General features: G+C 43.5%; 20 protein-coding genes and 1 pseudogene. 1 reads left to right on the top strand and 20 read right to left on the bottom strand.

What is annotated here, in order from left to right; genetic code table 11:
• Positions 1–4: 4 nt before the first annotated feature.
• Entirely contained in the window at positions 5–766 is a 762-nt protein-coding gene (locus MHH86_RS12155) for an MBL fold metallo-hydrolase (RefSeq protein WP_036685965.1), read from the top strand.
• 77 nt (positions 767–843) lie between these two features.
• Here the strand turns inward: MHH86_RS12155 and MHH86_RS12150 are convergent, their stop codons facing one another.
• From MHH86_RS12150 to MHH86_RS12055, 20 genes and pseudogenes are all read right to left on the bottom strand, one after another.
• A complete protein-coding gene (locus MHH86_RS12150) occupies positions 844–1,479 on the bottom strand; it encodes an NAD(P)-dependent oxidoreductase (RefSeq protein WP_036685963.1) in 636 nt (211 codons plus the stop codon).
• A gap of 18 nt (positions 1,480–1,497) precedes the next feature.
• Entirely contained in the window at positions 1,498–2,376 is an 879-nt protein-coding gene (locus MHH86_RS12145) for a beta-1,6-N-acetylglucosaminyltransferase (protein ID WP_341031838.1), read from the bottom strand.
• An 82-nt stretch (positions 2,377–2,458) separates the two neighbouring features.
• Positions 2,459–3,325: a VOC family protein gene (locus tag MHH86_RS12140; protein ID WP_342479746.1), complete on the bottom strand. Its 867-nt coding sequence runs from the start codon at positions 3,323–3,325 to the stop codon at positions 2,459–2,461.
• A 154-nt stretch (positions 3,326–3,479) separates the two neighbouring features.
• The gene (locus MHH86_RS12135) at positions 3,480–3,992 is read right to left on the bottom strand and encodes an N-acetyltransferase (protein WP_036685959.1); all 513 of its coding nucleotides are present in this window, start codon (positions 3,990–3,992) and stop codon (positions 3,480–3,482) included.
• Positions 3,982–4,326, bottom strand: a complete 345-nt coding sequence (locus MHH86_RS12130; RefSeq protein ID WP_076100670.1) for a protein tyrosine phosphatase — start codon at positions 4,324–4,326, stop codon at positions 3,982–3,984. Before MHH86_RS12130 ends, MHH86_RS12135 begins: the two co-directional genes overlap by 11 nt.
• Positions 4,327–4,362: 36 nt before the next feature.
• Positions 4,363–4,914, bottom strand: coding sequence for a GNAT family N-acetyltransferase (locus tag MHH86_RS12125; RefSeq protein ID WP_036685956.1), 552 nt, complete (start codon positions 4,912–4,914; stop codon positions 4,363–4,365).
• Positions 4,911–5,651 carry a peptidase E gene (locus tag MHH86_RS12120; RefSeq protein WP_036686532.1) on the bottom strand — a complete coding sequence of 247 codons (741 nt, stop codon included), beginning with the start codon at positions 5,649–5,651 and terminating at the stop codon, positions 4,911–4,913. Before MHH86_RS12120 ends, MHH86_RS12125 begins: the two co-directional genes overlap by 4 nt.
• A 23-nt stretch (positions 5,652–5,674) precedes the next feature.
• Positions 5,675–6,277: a GNAT family protein gene (locus MHH86_RS12115; protein WP_051491425.1), complete on the bottom strand. Its 603-nt coding sequence runs from the start codon at positions 6,275–6,277 to the stop codon at positions 5,675–5,677.
• A gap of 81 nt (positions 6,278–6,358) precedes the next feature.
• Positions 6,359–7,093, bottom strand: a complete 735-nt coding sequence (locus MHH86_RS12110; protein ID WP_036685954.1) for a metallophosphoesterase family protein — start codon at positions 7,091–7,093, stop codon at positions 6,359–6,361.
• A 547-nt stretch (positions 7,094–7,640) separates the two neighbouring features.
• Positions 7,641–8,165 (bottom strand): hypothetical protein, encoded by a 525-nt coding sequence (locus MHH86_RS12105; protein ID WP_036685952.1) that lies wholly within the window; start codon positions 8,163–8,165, stop codon positions 7,641–7,643.
• Between the two features lie 175 nt (positions 8,166–8,340).
• Positions 8,341–8,763, bottom strand: coding sequence for an Rrf2 family transcriptional regulator (locus tag MHH86_RS12100; RefSeq protein WP_036685950.1), 423 nt, complete (start codon positions 8,761–8,763; stop codon positions 8,341–8,343).
• A gap of 348 nt (positions 8,764–9,111) precedes the next feature.
• Entirely contained in the window at positions 9,112–9,939 is an 828-nt protein-coding gene (locus MHH86_RS12095) for a hypothetical protein (protein ID WP_051491424.1), read from the bottom strand.
• Positions 9,940–10,316: 377 nt separating this feature from the next.
• Positions 10,317–10,922: pseudogene (locus tag MHH86_RS12090) on the bottom strand (4'-phosphopantetheinyl transferase superfamily protein); the annotation flags it as partial.
• 41 nt (positions 10,923–10,963) lie between these two features.
• Entirely contained in the window at positions 10,964–12,388 is a 1,425-nt protein-coding gene (locus MHH86_RS12085) for a radical SAM protein (protein ID WP_342479745.1), read from the bottom strand.
• Positions 12,389–12,406: 18 nt separating this feature from the next.
• The gene (locus tag MHH86_RS12080; protein ID WP_038570138.1) at positions 12,407–13,150 is read right to left on the bottom strand and encodes a hypothetical protein; all 744 of its coding nucleotides are present in this window, start codon (positions 13,148–13,150) and stop codon (positions 12,407–12,409) included.
• Positions 13,151–13,171: 21 nt separating this feature from the next.
• Positions 13,172–14,344 (bottom strand): FAD-binding oxidoreductase, encoded by a 1,173-nt coding sequence (locus MHH86_RS12075; protein ID WP_076100684.1) that lies wholly within the window; start codon positions 14,342–14,344, stop codon positions 13,172–13,174.
• Entirely contained in the window at positions 14,341–15,348 is a 1,008-nt protein-coding gene (locus tag MHH86_RS12070) for a hypothetical protein (RefSeq protein WP_076317096.1), read from the bottom strand. Before MHH86_RS12070 ends, MHH86_RS12075 begins: the two co-directional genes overlap by 4 nt.
• Entirely contained in the window at positions 15,341–15,601 is a 261-nt protein-coding gene (locus MHH86_RS12065; RefSeq protein WP_162164283.1) for an acyl carrier protein, read from the bottom strand. Before MHH86_RS12065 ends, MHH86_RS12070 begins: the two co-directional genes overlap by 8 nt.
• Before the next feature lie 18 nt (positions 15,602–15,619).
• A complete protein-coding gene (locus MHH86_RS12060; protein WP_076317097.1) occupies positions 15,620–18,961 on the bottom strand; it encodes a non-ribosomal peptide synthetase in 3,342 nt (1,113 codons plus the stop codon).
• A 38-nt stretch (positions 18,962–18,999) separates the two neighbouring features.
• Positions 19,000–19,287 (bottom strand): hypothetical protein, encoded by a 288-nt coding sequence (locus tag MHH86_RS12055; RefSeq protein ID WP_076317098.1) that lies wholly within the window; start codon positions 19,285–19,287, stop codon positions 19,000–19,002.
• Between the last annotated feature and the right edge of the window lie 4 nt (positions 19,288–19,291).

Here is a 19,291-nt window from a genome sequence, read left to right as displayed (position 1 = left end):
TATTATGTACATTGCTCAAGGAATAGAAATGCTCGAGATTACAGCGCAGGTTATGGGTGGAAAAGACACGATTTACCCCACGCTACTCTGGGATGGACATGCCGCCGTACTCGTCGATACCGGATTCCCGGGTCTACTCTCTAATTTCAAAGAGGCTCTAAAAGAAGCGGATGTGCCTTGGCAGAAGCTCCGCACCCTTATTATCACGCATCAGGATTTAGACCATATTGGTTGCCTCCCTGCCCTATTGGCTGAAGAAGATCTAGAGCTTACTGTTCTGGCTCATGAAATTGAGCAGCCCTATATTCAAGGAGAGCGAATGCTCCTTAAGCACACTCCCGAAGCATTAGCGGTGGCAGCGGCTATGATCCCAGCTCATGTACCTGAGGAGTGGCGGCGTGCCTTCCTCTCTGTATTAGCCCATCCTCCTAAAGGAAAAGTGGATCAAACACTTGTGGATGGAGAAAAGTTACCTTTTGCCGGTGGAATTACGGTGATCCATACCCCAGGCCATAGCCCAGGGCATCTCAGTCTTTACCATCATGATAGCCGTACACTTATTGCTGCCGATGCCTTGACCGTTCAGAATGGCGAGCTACAGGGTCCCACTCCTTCCGCCACACCTGACATGGAGCTGGCTTTGTCCTCTCTGACCAAGTTCTCTGAGTATGAGATCGATACGGTCATTTGTTATCACGGCGGACGCTACCGCGGAGATGCAAACAGACGTATTGCTGAACTAGCAGAAGGAAAAGGAAAGCTGTAATTGTACAAAAGAAGACAGAGCCTGAAATCCGGCTCTGTCTTCTTTTTTCATATATGATCGCTATTCTTAATTATCACTTAAGACTCTGAACCCACCGTAAACCGTTCACGAATATGCTGCGGCTGTTCGATTTCATCAACAATAGCAACGGCATAGTCTTCGTAGCTGACATAACTCTCACCTTTGGAGTTCACCAGAAGATTATCCTTACCTTTTACATAAGAGCCCGTTCTTGTGCCAATGGCAAAATTAGCAGATGGACTAACAAAGGTCCAAGAGAGTGAATCTGTTCCTTGTAGTATCTCCAAATTCTTAGCTTGATTCGTCGCTGTTGGCTTAATAAAGTCAGGAAAGTCATTCGTATCCGCTACTTTAAGCGTTTTGGCTTCATCTACATAAAGACTTCCTGCACCGCCAACTACAATCAATCTTGTATCGGGTGAAGCCTTCAAAGCTTCAATAAGCACATTCCCGGCATCCACATGCAGATGTTCTTGTCCAAACGGCGCACCAAAAGCATTCACAACCACGTCGAACCCCTGCAAATCTTCAGTGGTAAGCGCAAATACATCCTTTTCGATGACATTCGCTTTCCTATTTGTTACTTTAGATGCATCCCGTACAATCGCTGTAACTTCATGACCTCTATCCAACGCTTCCTGCGTAATTCGACTTCCAGCTTTTCCACTTGCTCCAACAACTGCGATTTTCATATGATTGTCCTCCTGAGTTTACGATGTTTTCGCTTTAGTATTTATATCAAGAAGCTCCTGAACGATGGTTCTATCGATATCGAGATCAAATTTTCTCCCCCAAAAGCATTCCGTGCCCCGTTGAGTGATCCGATCATAGTCTTCTATCGTTAGTGTTCTAGGATAATCCGGTCCTGTTTCCCAATCTGTATACCGCTTAATTTCATTCAGTACATGCATCTTATAAACGCTATTCAAAATTATCGTATGGAAAAAGATTTCATCTCCACATAAAGTGTTCCTAAAAAATCTGACGTATTCCGGAGAGCTTTTTGTAAAATCCAAGATGTATTCCATACATTCACCTGTAATTGACATCCAGTTCGAGCCTTTATATAAACCTTTCGGCAAAGCACCTAATTTTCTTTGCAGAAACGGAACGCTCATAATTAGTTTAATGTACCTCATTCTGATCGCTGTCATACGCCGGGTCCTTGAGATGAGGAACCTAGGATAATAAACTGAGACCCGCTCGTAACATCCCCAAGTTTCCGCTGCATTAGGCAGCTGCAAATACTTCACAAATTCCTTACCCTCATTCATCTTAAAGAAATCTAGAATCACTTCATTTGAAGCTAGAGGCAGATCCTGACCGCTTAAGATGTGAATATAATTGAAATCCCCATGTTCTTTGATCAGCGAAAAGCACTTCAAAATACATTCAATTTGACTGTAATGCCCCCACTGTACATCAATAGGCTTTTCCACAAAATGAATATCGTTACGATGAATAATATCAGCCTCAATATTACTTTTCTGATCGACATGCAGGAAAAACTCTACGGACTCGTTAGTTAAACTATTGATTAGCATATTGATCTGCTCCGGATTTTTATGACAGAGAATTATATACGCCATTTTGAATGCTTCCAACAAACTTCACCCTTCCGCCCACCTATTTCCAATATTATAAAATAAATGGACGAAAATGGATATAGATTTATCTTTCTAAAACAAGTCTGATTCCAATGTTCCATGGATCTTGGAATGTAGGATTTCCATTCTCTTCTGTAACTGCGTAACCAGCCTGCCGAACTCGCTCCACCACAGCGTTACGTTCCTCTTCATTCGCAAGAATTAATGTGAAATAATCAATCCCTACAGTATCAGCTGGAGCCGCAGGTGCGCCCTGTCCGGCCCAAACATTCAGCCCGATATGGTGATGATAGCCACCAGCAGAGATAAACATAGCAGCACTTCCATAATTGGCTGTTAGTTCAAAACCAAGCAAATCGACGTAGAAGGCTTTCGCCTTATTTAAATTCCCCACATGAAAGTGTACATGCCCTATCACTGTTCCTGCTGGCAGCCCGTTCCATGATAAACCTTCAGAAGCTGCCAGTAGTCCATCTACATCCACTGGATCAGTGGACATCATTACATGCCCTTCCGCATCATATTTCCATTCACTCTTAGGTCGATCTCGATAAATTTCAATCCCATTATTGTCTGGGTCCTGAATATACAGTGCTTCACTGACCAGATGATCGCCCTGCCCCACCTCAATCCCCGAAGAGATCAAATTACGCACAACCAATCCAAGGCTGGGACGATCTGGAACAAGGATAGCAAAATGATACAACCCAGCCACAGAATTAGGACGGATCACCCGCGCATTTTCAATCTCCCGCAAAATCAATAACACATTCTGACCGTCAGCGGTCATTTCAACTTCGCGGCCAGTCTGCCGTAAAACGCTTAATCCCACAACATTCTGATAAAAGGTGAGCGAACGCTCCAAATTGCTTACTCTAATCTGCACCAGACCGATCTGAGTGTCTGGTTGAAGTATTGTTTTAGTCTTCATTATAAATTCCTCCTAATCGCGCTGTAACTGTTATAGTTACAAATTAACTATCTTTAGTATAGTTACCTTCTATATGTTTGTCAATTACCTATAAAAAAATCATGTCGACTGGTTCACAGCCAAACATGATTCACAAGAACATATAAGAAGTAATTCAAAAAAAGGTTTCCGGGTATTTCAACTCTCCCTTAATCCTCTGCAATACGCCTTCCTTCAGCTCACAGACCATAAAGACTCTCTCCGGTACCTCAAACTGCTTCAACTCGAGCCCATGTGGCCCTGCGGGTTGAAATCCGAATCTTGGGTAATATTCGGGATGCCCGATCAAAAAAACAAGCTCATATCCAAGCGTTCTACATCTTTCTAACCCTTCTTGGATCAGCGCCTTGCCGATTCCTTGCTTCTGAACGTTCGGCAGAACAGCTAATGGGGCTAACGCAATCACATCAGATAACTTCTCCCCATCTTGAACTACAGCCTTACTTAACAGTAGATGTCCTACAATCTCATTATCCTTTTCCGCTACAATCGAGAGCTCCGGGATAAACCCCTGCGAATTTCTAATGTTTTCGACCAACCGCGCTTCATCTTCCCGATCACCAAAAGCCTTAACATTCACTTGAAATACTCCATTATAGTCTGCCACAGTTTCTGTTCTAATTCTCATTTTTGTTGCTCCATTCCAGAAAATATTCGGATACACTGGATTCCAGAAGGCCGATCAAATCTTCATCCATATACTTATAGTCATCAGCTATGTTCAGGCAAATTATTTTTTTGCCAATTACACAACCTCTAAATTTATCTTGAATTCTTCGAACATGTTTCTTCTCCATCACAAAAATCACATCCGCCCAACCCAAATGCCCTTCAGAAATTTTGATTCTGGCATGATCTTCAGTCCCTGCAGATCTCACTTCATGACCATCAATTCCTTGAAAGATCTTCTCCGCAGTTAGACTCCGCCAGCGATTCTGGCTGCAGACAAACAGTAGTTTAATAAGTGCACCTTCCTTATCCGATTGTTAAAAAGATATTTATTGTCTCGCCTGCTTCGTGTATTCAATCAACCAACAATCTCTTAGCTCTCCTTCATGTTGCTCGTGCTGTTCAAGGTATTTCTTCTTCACAAAGCCAATCTTCTCATATACTCTAAGGGCTCTCTTATTCCAGGCTTGCGGGTCCATGACAATTTTGTCCGCTTGTTTTATTTCGATAAGATACTTAACCGTTTCTTTAATGAGCCGTGAACCAATTCCTTGATTCCATAAAACAGGCTCGCCAATGAACTGGTCCATCCCAAAGATTTGACCTTTGAATCCCACGTAGCCGTACACTTCTAATTCTTCATCATCTATAAGATAGAACTGAAGATAACCTATATCCCGCTCCTTGTATTGCACTATACACCGCGTGACTTCTGCTTGCTCGTCGTAAAAATGCTCCCTCACCAGCTCCAAATCATGCGGGCGATCACGGCCTTCATAGAACTCCAGTACAACGGGATCTGAGAGCCATTTCACAAGTAATGCGGCATCGTTTAACTCAAGTGTTCTCAGTCTGATCTCTTGCTTTTCAAAAATAATCATAACGCGCCATACAGTTCATAAAGAGGTCTGTAGTTTGGATGTTCTTCTATTTCCGTTACGACAACACCTTGCTCGGAGTCAATCACACGGTAGGCTTTAGCTACTTCTCTGGTCGACATCACTTTATATTCATTATCTTTATAGATGATTGCACAATTGTTATCCACCGCGATTCCCGGCAGACCTCCACCTTTAACCATGCGTGTAAAATCTTCAACCCGAATATCCTCATTATAATGCGGACAATGAATGCCCGGCAGAATCCCCATGGCTGCAAGCTTGATATACTGCCATTCCCCCTGGTCGTCGAACGCTTCAGAGTCACTATGCCCATATTCAAACCAACAGATGGAACCTGCGCTAAGCCCGGCCAATACGGTTCCAGAGGAATAAGCTTCTTTCAAAAGCGTATCTACCCCTGTATTTTTCCAAATCTCCAGCATCTTTCGGGTATTGCCTCCACCAACATAAATCAAATCAGCAGCTGTAATTAAATCTGTAATCTCATCCTGAGTGTAGGTTTGGCTCACAAGCAATAAGTGACTTGTTTCACATCCGAGAATATCGCCATATACTTTGCTAAAAGTATCACAATACCCCGGCGCATCACTACTGGCTGTTGGAATAAATAACGCCTTCGGCTTAACCTTTTGAGTTAGCTGCACAACTTCACGATCAATTTCCAGCGTTTCAAGCTCGATTAACTCTCCCCCGCCAATAACTACGATAGTGCCCATGTTTTCCCCTTCTTTCACCAGGATTACATCCTATTGCTTACTCTTGGCTTACCGATGCTTGCAAAATATTCCTCTGCCAAAATGCTGTAAATCTCCAGATCCACCAGCCCTTTACCTGACCATACATGCGCCTGCCTTAACGTGCCTTCTTTCGTAAAACCATTTTTCAAAAGCACCCGCTTCGATCGTTCATTAAAGGGCATAACCTCAGCTTGAATTCGATTGACTTCTGCAGTCTCAAATAAATATTTCACCACTAACTGAATGGCCTGAGCTGCAATCCCTTTGCCCCAATAAGGTTCCGCCAAAAAGTAACCGATCGTCACCATATCCACCTTTTGATTAAAATCCATAACTTCGATGATACCTAGCAGTATGTAAGGGTTATTTTTGAGGAAAATCCCCCATTTCACTCTTACCCCTTTGGTAAAATCACGTTCGAAATGACCAATCATATTTTTGACTGTATCTTTATTATGTTTCGGAATAATCCCACAGTACTCAAACACTTGATCATTGCTATATATCCCAAATACCTCATTAAGGTTGCTGACTTCAATCTTTTTCAGTAATAATTGCTCGGATTCCAAAGTAGGGAATTGCTCAAATACGTGACTAAGCTTCAATTTGTTCCCTCCATTACTTTTTGATGGCTTGGATTAAGGTTGCAGTTTGATTTTTTGTTTCCTTTATTATCCTTTCCTTTATTATCCCCGGACACTTCCCCTGTACTGCGCGGTTCTAAGCTCACGAATATAAGGCTCAGCAGCTGGCATATCTGCCTCAACGGCCTGTTGAACGGCTAACTCGATGTCATAAGGCACTCTTACAAATTGCATATTTAAAGGAGCTGCTGACCCTCCCATGTATTCTCCCTCCATAATCACATAAGATGCCTGGGTTAAATCAAGCGGATTCCCCACACTGCCTACATTAAATAAAGTCTTGCCTTCTAGATGTTGAATAAAAGCATTATGAATATCCCCGTAACCTACGATATCCGCTTGTCGTTTCTCCTGGCAGAGATCAGAATAATCAAACAAAGATAATCGCTTTTCATAATCATCCCAAGGTTGAACACGTTCATACAGGCTTCGTGGCGAAGCATGAAATAATCGCACAAATTTACCACTTATCATAAACTCAATCGAAAACGGCAACGTGCTTAAATAATCAAGACGTTCTTGACCTAATAACCCGCGGCACCACCGAGCCATCTCAAAATCAACATCCTGATTCATTAAATCATCCCAGTTCCCCATAACACTGATTTCACAATTCTTTTTTATGATATCAACGGCTAGATCTGAGTTCGGTCCTTTTCCAACAATATCGCCTAAACAAAAGACTCTGCTGATTCCCCGCTGCTGGATGTCATCTAAAACGGCCGTAAGGGCCGGTATATTTCCATGAATGTCTGAGATTATTGCAATTTGCTCCACTGTAGAACCTCCGTATATATTGATCTTTAAAAAAGTTACTTATCCTAATTCTAATTGTACTGCATCAGCGACTGTGGCTCATTTATAGGGCTTTTTTGCTTCTCATTTTGCTACTTTGGATGATTTCAGCCAAATCTGAGGCATTTATACCGTACATTTCATCATTCCAGCCACTTCAGCCCATTTCTGCGGCATTTATACCGTACATTCCACCATTCCAGCCACTTCCGCACATTTCAACGGCATTTATACCGTACATTTAATCATTCCAGCCACTTCAGCCCATTTCTACGGCATTTATACCGTACATTCCACCATTCCAGCCACTTCAGCCCATTTCAACGGCATTTATACCGTACATTCCACCATTCCAGCCACTTCCGCACATTTCAACGGCATTTATACCGTACATTTCACCATTTCAGCTACTTCAGCCCATTTCAACGGCATTTATACCGTACATTTCACGAGTCCAGCCACTTCAGCCCATTTCAAAGGCATTTATACCGTACATTTCACCATTCCAGCTATCTTGTTCTAGTCCCACTTAATCTTTTGTAAACTTTATGGATTGTAAAATATCCTCTATCCTCTTCATGTCTTCTTTATGTACTTCATCCACACTGTAAGGGAACTGCACCATAAATGACATTTCCGGTTCCTCAATAACGTAATAGATAGCTTTCCCTTTACTCCCTTCCTCTTCGAATACTTCAGTTTCGTACTTTATGGACTCTAACTCGCCTAAACTAGCTTTACTTTTTGTCAGCTCCGCCCCGTTGTTGTAATTCGTTTGGGCATCCCCGAGCCATTTGTTGACAAGCTCCATATCCTTAGGCTTAAATCCAAAGAGCATTACTCCTGGACCTTTAAGTCCCTCAGCAGGTTTATAATCAGTCGTAGAGACTATCAACCATAATGGCGCTCCATACTTCTCAGTTACAACCCAATGATCCGGATAGTTAAAGGTGATTCCAAAATTCGCATCCTCGTATTTAGTGGTATCCCTTGATTCATTACATCCGGTAATCATTACCATAATTAGTAGTATAGGCAGTAATTTCTTTAACATTCTTTAGCTCTCCCTCAATGTATGTATGTATATTATCTTTAATCCGGCTTCTAAATACAGATTCTATATTCCCTCTTACTTCCCTTCTTTGTCCATAAACCTAATTAAGCAAAAAAAGACCAGAATCACGTTTTCACATGTTCTGGCCTTCCTTCTAAGCTATGATATGGAGTAATCATAATTCAGGCATTTCATTCACAATCTGCTCCAATGTAACCTCCTGGAGAACATTCTCCATTGCTTTTTGGGCGAGTGAGAACACAGGTACAATTGCACTGGCTATATTCTTACCAACAGGACAATCGGGATTAGGATGCTCATGGACAGAAAACAACGAGTCCTCTTCCACCGCATTAACTGCCTTATAAATCTCCAGCAGCGTAATCTCGGATGCGCTACGTGTAAGCGAAGCGCCTGCGACTCCGGGGCGGGCATTTACTAGTCCTGCTTTTTGCAGCATACTCGTAAGCCGACGGATAACTACAGGGTTTGTGTTTACGCTACCAGCTATCCACTCCGAAGTGCTTTTGCCTTCTTTATTGCTGTCAATCAACGTTAATATATGAATGGCTACCGCAAATCGGGTGCTAATATTCATAGAAATCTCTCCTTCTGCCTTGCTGCAAAACATCATTCAGATGCAACTATAATAGTTACATTTCATGCGTTTGTCAAACTTTTGAGGATATGAACAACTTAAAATCTATCAATATTCTCCATATAGATTAGGATGGTATATTTTCATGAAAAAAGATCGCTGGGCAATATTTTTAATAATAACAGTTGTCTTTGAATTTATTAATATAACTTACAGTTTAATATTCGAACAATCCATAGAATGGTTTTCTTTGATTATATTAATTCTCTTTGTTTCTTTAATTGTTAAGTCTAATATAAGTAAAAACAAAAAAATGATTAAATACAACTGCCAAATGGCACTCGTATCCTAAGTATCTTTTCCTATGTGATCGAATTCCTTTAGAATCTCAGCCACCTGGGCAGCATATTTTTTACTCAGACGCGATTTGCCAAGATTACTCTTCACAATCTTAATGATTCGGGCATCTCGGCTCTTTGCAAATCTCTCCAGCATAACAAAGCCTTCTTCAGGCTCATTCGCCACAAATACACTCAAGCTGTATTCAAGTCCCTTAGATAATACACGAAAATGCTCAGCGTCCTCATGTTGCGCTCCCCCACCATCTATACTCTCCATGATTCGGGCAGCCAACTGAAGACAATATAGCGTATTTTCTTTCTTTTTTAAAAGAGGAGGATGCGCTAATGCCGCTACAAAAGCCCGTTGTTCAAGCCTGTTCGCACCTTTCTCCCACATGTCGATCAGCTGTCTAAGTAGGGTGAAATCATCCTCCCCTATACTTTGCAGCGCCATAGCAGATGCTTCACGTACCCTCCATCGCGAGTCATTCATAGCTGTCTTAATGATGTTTTGAATCACTACTTGCTGCTCTTCTCCACCGTAACTGTAATAAGCACCGAACGCCCTAATCGCACAAAACGGCAGAAACTCACGGGGATCATTCACCCCAGCTTCAGCTTCAGTAATATTAGTCCAAGAGACGAGCAGCTCCCAGCCTGTATCTGTTAGATTAGGATGCGCGAATTGTTTGGCGAAATGGTCTGAGAGCTCCAAATTCACTCGTGGTCCTGGGAGTTTACTCTCCTGCATCATCAAATCATTAAGCTGTACCCACAGCTCCTTATCGTTTACCCATTGCTGAAACGGCACTTCAATCATCTTTTGCTCAGCCATCTCTGGTCCCTCCGATAGTTATCTTCAGATTCGAACGATTCCTTGCATCGCGTATGCGAGTTTCCTGTTCCATCAATATTTGATCAAATCTCCAGCATTAATCACTCATGGACATTTTACATCACATCAATGGCTTATGCATATAACCGATGAGGGAATATTAACACCTTGGCAGAAAACTTCAAATCTAGATAAAGCGAAAACGTGCAAGACAAAAAGCAACTTATCTGTAGATAAGCCGCTTCTCTGTAACAAGTTCAATATCACCTAGGCTTAGATCGTTAAAAAGCATCCAATAGTTGCATGCAATCCTGGTGAAATTGGCATTGGTTTACCACTGAAACCTCCCCGGGAAATAAGGGGTTTTGCGCACATACGGCTAATTTATATTTCTCATCAATATGATACTGCTTAAAGTGATACAATCCGATTGCGTCATGGTTCTCCAATTGAATTCCGTTGTTTAAACGAAACGAAAACGAGTTCAATGGAAGAGATAATCCCTTCCCTATCGCTTTGATATAGCTTTCTTTAAGTGTCCAAAGGTCAAAGAACAGACTCATCCGGCCCATCTCTTCACATTCCGTCAATTGGACATATTCATCTTGCGAAAAAAAACGCTTAGCAATATTAAGATCGGCTTGCTGAATCTGCTCAATGTCAATACCGATCGGCAATTCATCCAATGCGCAAACCACCCATTCTCCTGAATGCGAAATGTTAAACTCTACAGTACCCCCCCTTTTTTTTAGGGAGGGTTTTCCGTAGACATTTGTAACAAACTCGATATCGCGGTTGTTCACTTTTAACCGTTTATTTAAGCTTACACGAACCAGCAATTCAGCAATAAGAGAATGCTGCAACGCTTCCACTCTTTTAAAGCGTTTAAGCCGCTCTCTCTTTTGTTGGGGGATGCGCCACATTAATGTTTCTAACGCAGGTTCAGATATTAGCTCAGCCACCTTCACCCCGAAAATCTCCATCGCTCATCGCTACTCCTTCAGCTCATAAGTACTTGCGAATCCTATTCATGAAAGGACAACACGTCATTCTCTATAAAAGCAGCTTTCTCTACAATTTTCCGCTTATAATTCCTTACTTTTGCATCATCTTTCTCTCCTTGAAGTGCAAAAAAACTATCCCGTGTTTCATCAGAAATTCCCCAGAATTTTTGCATCACCAAGGAAGTATGCATGTAGCTTTCTTCACCATCTTTATAAATTCCAAAATCAAAAAGCTGTTCCTTCACCTGTTCATATAGCTGTGTGCCAACATAAGGAACATTGATATTTATCACATAATTATCAGCCTTTAAGGCTTTAAAAAAAGGTAACATCTCTATATAATCTTGGTCATTGAATCCAGGGCATCCCAGCAAAATATAGGCTGTCCGTTTGATTCCCGCCTCCGCTGACATGCGGAAAGCTTCCTCGACTTCCGTCAATCTAATTCCTTTATTCACCACTTGCAGCATCCTTTGGTTGGCCATTTCCACACCAAATTTCAAATGCACGCACCCCGACTGCTTCATCTTATCAAGGATATTCTGTCTCACACAAATGTCCACGCGCGCCTCTGCCCACCAGTGAAACTCAGGGTACTCCTCTTTTAGTTCAATCAGCAATCTAAGCATTTCTGAAGTGCGTTTGCCTAAGCCCGGCAGAAAGATCATATCTGAGAAATAAAATCCAAATACATGCATACGTTCAATGCGGTAGCGGATTTCGCTAACAAAACGTTCGGGAGACATAAAGGAGACATTGCAGCCGCGCAGCGAGGGCTGATAACAGAATGTACAGCGTTTGGGGCACCCGCGCATAGACATAATGTAGTCCCAGTCTTCCGGCTTATTTTTCTGCGCTAAATATGAATCTGTCAGTATCGGAAGATCGTTTAATTGCTGGGCCCATTTAACAGGCAGCATTCCCCTTGCATTCCCCTCTACTACAGAAACCGCAAGATCCTCGCCTTCTCCAACAATGATCGTATCCAAATCAGCCGTGTCCTTCAGCTTGGCATGTTTAAGCAAATGTCCATAACCAATACAGGTAACCTTATCTCCCCATCTCTTCTTTATCTCTTTTGCAAGGTATGCACAGGACTGAGTACTTCCAAGTTCGACAGTAGGCATCAGAACATCGCCAACACCAATAAACACATAATCAGGCTGAAAGCGCTCTAGCTCATTTATGACCATATCAAAGCTTTCATGCCCCCGAGTACAACGTTCCTGCATAAGCCAGCTGTTCATAGTCATACTGTACCGCTCTGTATAATCATGATCATCTGGAGCATTATCGCCATTAATTAACGTGACTGCATGACCCCTACGATGCAATATCTCCGCTATGTAATGCATAGCAGGACTGATCCTATTGTTTTTCGACTCAATAAGCCGGTAAAACGGGGGAATAACACAGGCTACTCTTTTACTCTGACGATCCGCCATTGATTTCGGCCTCCATTGTTAAATTTTAGTGAAACTGAGGTCTGAATCTGAGACGATGGAAGAACCGACTTTGGCAGCGGAACCGGGAAGTGTTCCAAATCTGGCACCCAAAAAACTGGCAGAGAATTGGGGCATCCAGCCATGCACATTAAAGCAGCCATTTCGGTCAAAACCGGCAATTAACATTCCCGAACGGTCGTATCTCCCTCTTGGAAGCCAAATCCAGTATTCCGAATCCGGGGTATTACCTGTCAAGAATCTCACTCTAGCCACGAAAAGAAGATACCTTTCCAAACTAAAGTTAAGATGCCCGCTGTCTTCCACTAAGTGTGCAACCTCTAGCCCTGTGTGTTTCATTAATGAAGGCGACAGCGCAGCCGCTGTTCGAATCCAGCAATCTTCCTGCTCCGTTGCGGCTGTCACAAGTGGATCTTTTAAGGCCCAGCTTGAAATTCTTGTAAGCTCACCAATCTGTTCCCGTGTAATTCCCTTGGGAAAGCACAAAATAATTTCTCCATTTTCTCTCGATGAACGAATCTCTTCGCTTGTAAAAGGACAAGGCGATAGTTCGAATTTTCTGCCAATGATCTGATCTACCCCCATCCCACGATACCAGGATTCAAGCTCCAGACGCAGCATTTCGGGATCATCCGGTGAATGCTCAAGGTTTGCGGTAAACCGTTTGAGATCCGTCCGCTGAAGCACATTTGCGTTTAGCATATTATCTATAAGCCTTAACATTTGGTTCTTAGAGTTCTCCATTTCAATAAACCTCCTATACTTCTAAATCTTGTAGTATTCATTAATTTTTCTGCCTGCTGCAGTTAGCCAGCGATTGGACCGCAATGATGATATGTCTAATGTTTGTGCCGAATTCCCGGCTATTTCTTCACTGATTAGGAGTCCGGCGGCCGGGCTGTGCATAAAACCATGTCCGCTGAATCCTGACGCATGGTAAAACCCTTGGATTTTGTTATCAGCGCCCAGCACCGGATGGGAGTCCGGCGTGTCATCATAATACCCTCCCCAGCAGGATTTGATGGTTGCTTCCTGGAGACGAGGCAGCCGACGAAGAGCAGCTTCCAGATGTTTATATTCCCATTCCGGGTCTGAGTAGCTATAATCCGGATCTTCGCATCCCCCTGCAACAAAGGGCTTATTTAAGCCCGTTAACAGACCGCCTGTCTCCTTATGTAAGCCCAGACCTTCCCCGGGGAACACAATAACGGGAAAATCGGCGGGCAGCCATGGGAGCACATCTGTAACCAACAACTGCTGATGGCAGGGGATTACCGGCAACTCAATTCCGGCTTTAGCAGCCACAAATTTGGACCAGGGGCCCGTAGCATTTACAACAACTCGCGAAGTTATCGCTCCTTCTGACGTTACCACTTGCTGTATCGCGGAACCGTCAGTAATAAAGTCCGTTACAGCGACTCCAGGATAATATTTGACACCCAGATCTCTGGAGAGCCGAATATACGTGCTTGTAATCTTATTGGGATCGATCAATCCATCCTGCTTATTGTAAGTTGCACCGGTTACATCCTCTAGTACCAGCATCGGCAGCTTCTTTTGAATCTGCTTAGGCTCCATCCATTCCGTTTGCACACCCAACCTTTGCTGCAAAAGCATCGCATCATAAAACTCAGAAAGATTATCTTGTGCCGTGAAAATAAACATATATCCGCACTGGTCCATTTCATCCTGAACAAGGTTATACGAATCAAGCTGCTCCAGCAATCGAAAACTTAACTTGGACAATTCAATATTTATCTCCGTTGTAAACTGACTTCGCATCCCGCCTGCGCAGATAGATGTGGTTGCTCCGCCTAAACTTTCGCTTTTCTCAAGCACTACCACATCGGTTATTCCTTTTTTGGCTAAATAGTAGGCTGTACACGCCCCGACTGCCCCAGATCCAATAATAACAACTTCACATTTATCGGGTATCACCGAGAATTCTCCTTTTCTTCTATTTTGCTGATTACAGTACTAAACTCTTTCAAAAGCGCTGACAGAAGCGCGCGCTCTTGCACATCGATACTCTCCACTGTGCGTGCAGCGATCCGCAACAGGTTAAGGTCAGGCTCAAGATGATATTTCACCAAAATGTTTCTGAGAATAAGAGTGGTTTCGTATATATCCTCATAGCCTTTCATAATGAAATCAGAAAGGTTATATCCACATTGAGATAAATATCCAAGCCTGTTAACCATGCATTTTTTGTGCTCCCAGAGTAAATGAAACGGACGAACACAATAGAAAATTTCGTGACGCGCCAACCTATCTAAATAGTCTAGCAGCGCTCCATACACCTTCATTCCCCAACACGAACCTCCATCTGTTCCCGGGCAGGTTACCATGGTTTCTGGCTGGCGTGAATAGTAATAATCCGCTAGGCTTGCGATCAGTGTAGTTGGCTCAAAATGCATCTTATCAGCTTCATTTAGCCGGACAGAGCGAATCGAACGCCGTTCGAATGCATGAGCGCGCAGCGATGATATGATCTGATCGGCGGGAAGCTCATGAAACTCGAAGATTTTATCGTAATCCGAGCCAGCAATACTAAATGTATGACTAAGATCATCATAGCCGTAAATCATAAAATTCCTTTCGAAATGAACCTTATTAAAATAGTGCTTACCTTCTATATAAAATTCATCCAAGCTTACTTCGACATACTCCTTCTCGGCCAGACAATCCAAGATCTGTTTTACAGCAACACGTTCAGGACCAAGCCTGATCTCTTTCAAATTCAGATAGGGGAAATGCCCCAAAGATTGCTCGGGTGACAGAAATTCAAGATCCATCACATCCATATTCGCTCCAAGATATAAATGAATATAATGGTTATGCAGCCAATCCATCTTTCTAGAGCAGACTTCCACTACACTGAGCAGATGAGAGCTGTTCATGCTGCTGTTCACCATAGGGTACTTGATCGGCAGGTTAGGCATCTGTGGCACATCCTTCACCATTTTTACTCCAGAGATATGCCGTTAAATCTCCAACCGTAGGAAAATGTCCTGCTACCAAAAGGTAAGGATCAAAGTCCAATTGCAACGCCCGCTCAACTTCAACAATAAATTTGATGTAAGTAAGCGAATCCATTTCCAGATCTGTGAACACACTTTCGGGCTCCAAGGAAATATCACACTTTACAAATAGGCGCAGCAATACCTCCACCCGCTGTTGTATTTGGTCCATCATATCCTCCCTGTCCATCATTTATCTCTGGCCTAATGTTCCTTCGCCTACTTGCAAAATTTCTTCCAATGACATTCCTAATTGAGATAACACTGATTTCGTCAGCTGTCCCTGGGCTGCAGCAGAGGACGGTTCAGCAAGCATGTCCGCCATTCTTGCAATCGTAAATTCGCCTAGGTACAACTCCATAATAGTTATGTTTGTATTGAATCTTTTGTTGACAATACTAACTAGCTTTAGAGCTAATAACGAATGGCCGCCCAGATCAAAAAAATTCTCGGCAATGCCGATCGCACGGCCCTCCAAACTCAACAACTCTTGCCAGATAGATTCTATCTCTGCCTGAAACTCATTTTTAGGAAGTAGAGCGCTGCTCGCTTCTTTAAATCTAACATCAGGCAGCGGAAGCGCCTGGCGATCAACCTTACCATTTCGATTTAACGGAAATCTCTCAAGTCTCATAAAGATGCCAGGAATCATATAGGCCGGCAAATAAGCTCTCGCATAGTTTCGCAGCTCCGCAGCGGCAATCTCTTCATCGCTCACATAATAGGCAATCATAAGCTGCCCCCCGTTATTCTGCTTGAGCGGATGGACAAGAGTCTCTTTGATCCGGTTGTAACGGCGAAATACGGCCTCGATTTCACCCAGCTCTATCCGCGCACCGTTGAGCTTGATTTGTTGATCTGTTCTTCCCCCATAAATAATCGTGCCGTCTTCGAGGAATTTGCCCATGTCTCCTGTGCGGTACAGACGTTCAGCAGCAGGATGTCTGGAGTAAGGATTGGGTACAAAACTGCGGTTGGTCAGCTCTTCATTTCCGATGTATCCTAGGCCCACTCCTATTCCACCAATGCATATTTCTCCGTAAACCCCAACGGGAACCGGCAGGAGATATTTATCCAGAATGTAAATTCGGAGATTGGAAATCGGTTTGCCGATCGGAACACTTGAATGGCCTCGGCTCTCCGCACAGTCCCAGCAGGTTACATCAATGGCCGCCTCAGCGGGCCCGTACAAGTTGAACAAATGCGCAGCGGATTTTGAGAAAAAAGAATCACGTAATGTGGTACTCAGCTCTTCTCCACTGCAAATGACATTTTTAAGTGAAATGCAGCTTTCTATTGGAAAGGAGTCCATAAACTGCTGCAGTAACGCCGGAACAAAATGAATCGTCGTAATATGCCTCTCGACAATCACATTCCCAATATATTCAGGATCATGCGGTTTATCCGGTCGGGCTAATACCAATTCCGCTCCATGCAGTAATGGCCACAGCAGCTCCCATACTGCCACATCAAAAGTGAGCGGTGTCTTCTGCAGCACTTTATCGGTCTCATCCAAACCAAACTGCTGCTGCATCCAAAGAAGCCGGTTGTATAATCCCTCATAGCTGTTCATCGCGCCCTTCGGGGTTCCGGTTGAACCGGAAGTATAGATAACATAGGCTAAATCGCTGGGTTCGACCGGCTCATTGTGCACAATTTCACACCTTAAGTCAGCTGAATAAGAGCTAATCCCGACGAGGACCACCTTATGCATCGGTTTAAACAGAGCCGCATATTGTTCCTGGGTGATGATCAGTGCACACGACGACTCACAAATCATATGGGCCAGACGTTTGGAGGGTAGCTGTGGATCAAGCGGCATAAATGCCCCGCCGCATTTAATTACCGCCAGAATTGAGGTGACTAGCTCAACAGATCTCTCCAAGCCCAACCCAACAAGGCTGCCACGCCCGATCCCCAATTGTATCAGCCTCGAAGCAAGCATATCTGAGGCCAGATCAAGCTCCTCATAACTCATGTTGTCTTCTTCGCTCAAAAATACAGCCCGCAGATGACTATGCTTCGCAGCTTGTTTTTTGATCTGGCTTATGAACCTTCGGCTGTCCAGACAGCCGAAATCCGTACAAGTATCATTCCATTCGTAGATCACTTTATTGATTTCTTCCGCGGTCAAAAACATGTGGCTGCTAACCGTAGCCTCCGGTCGCTGCAGCAGCTGCTGGAGAATGTTAATGTAGTGGTAATGGAATTGCCTCAATGAGGCCGCGTACCATTTATCATTGTTGTATTCGTAAAATAATTGCACTCCGCTTCCGGTATCATTAAGCCCAATCGTCAGGTCAAAGGCCGAAGAGCTTTTATCTGCCTTTAACGCTTCAACAGTTAGGTTGGATAACTCCAAATCCGTTTTGCCGCTCTGCACATAAGTAAACATCGTTTGAAACAGCGGATTTTCCCCTGGCCTGCGATCTGGATGCATAATACTGACCAGCTTGTCGAAAGAGACTTGTTGATAGGCAATGCCCTCATTAATTGTTTCTTTCTCTTTATTCAATACTTCAAAGAAGCTGTCTTCAGTCTGCACATTGGTGGTGAGTGGCAAAGTATTGGCAAAAAAACCGATAAGATTCCTTACTTCAATGCGGTTACGGTTAGCCATGGTTGAGCCGATAATCAGGTTAGACTGACCGGTATATCTAAACATCAGGACCCGGTAGGCTGCGAGCATAACGTTATAGACCGTGAATTCGGGGTGACGTTTTATAAAATCCAGCATTTCATTATAGGCATCCTGCGGCAACTCTCCCCCATAATTGCACTCCGAATCGGTTGGCCCAGCAGCTTCAGGCATTGCCGCAAGGTTTAAATCAAACCGTGTATCTGCCGAAGCTAACTTGTTGCTCCAATAATCCATTAGTGTTGGATTGCCGGCATTTGCAATATATTTTTGTTCCCAGACAGCATAAGCAGAATACTGCACCGGCAATTCAGGCAAGCGTGCCACCCTGCCTTCTTCCAAAGCGTTGTAGATCTCCCTGAATTCATTTGTAAAAATATCCAGAGACAACGCATCTGAAATGCTGTGATGGAAACGAAATATCAGTAAATGCTCGGTTGGGCTCATCTGCACCAGTACCGTCTCAAATAAAGAGCCTCCATTTAATTCGAACGGTTTATTAATCTCCATTGCCAACCAATCCAACGCCTGTTTCTCCATCTCTGACTCAAGACAATCCAACCGCTCAATCCTGACCGCTGCGGGCTGTGGAACCGTCTTTTGGTAAGGCTCCCCGTCTTTTTCGTAAAATACAGTGTCTAAAATTCGATGCCTTTCCTTCAATATACCCAGACATTCAGTCAAGTGTTTATAATTCAGACAACCCTTCAAGCGGTATTGTATCGTCATATTGTAAGCGGAGCTGGCAGGGTTCAATTGATGCAAAAACCATAATCTGCGCTGAGCGCCGCTCAGCGGAATATCGGTTAAATCGGAATCAGCACGGATAGGAGGGAGACTTCTATGCATTCGCTCGGCCTGCAGCAGCGCTTCCCAATTTGATAAACCTCGAGTCATACTTCATCCTCCCGATTCTTGGAATTAAAAATCATGCATCAGGAAATTGCCTTATCATTGAGCAACACTTTAAGACAGTTAATAATCGTCAAGGGAGACTCAAAGGTCTCTGGAGTGAGACAGTTGTCTGGAATCTGAACCCGGAAGACCTCCTCCAAATCGTACAGAAGATATAAAGCCCGGAACGAATTAACTCCCCATTCGGTTAAAGTTCTGTTCAAATCAGCAGCCTGCAGCGTCTCTTTCTGCTCTACTGAGGGTAAGGCTCCATTTTTGCGGATTAGTTCCATCACTGTCGCTTGGATATATTCCTCTTCTCTGTTCATAACG

Origin of the sequence: Paenibacillus sp. FSL F4-0097, assembly GCF_038593125.1 — a bacterium.
GTDB lineage: Bacteria > Bacillota > Bacilli > Paenibacillales > Paenibacillaceae > Paenibacillus_AQ > Paenibacillus_AQ odorifer.
Note: the sequence above shows the minus strand (reverse complement) of the source record. Positions and strands in the feature narration are given on the sequence as shown.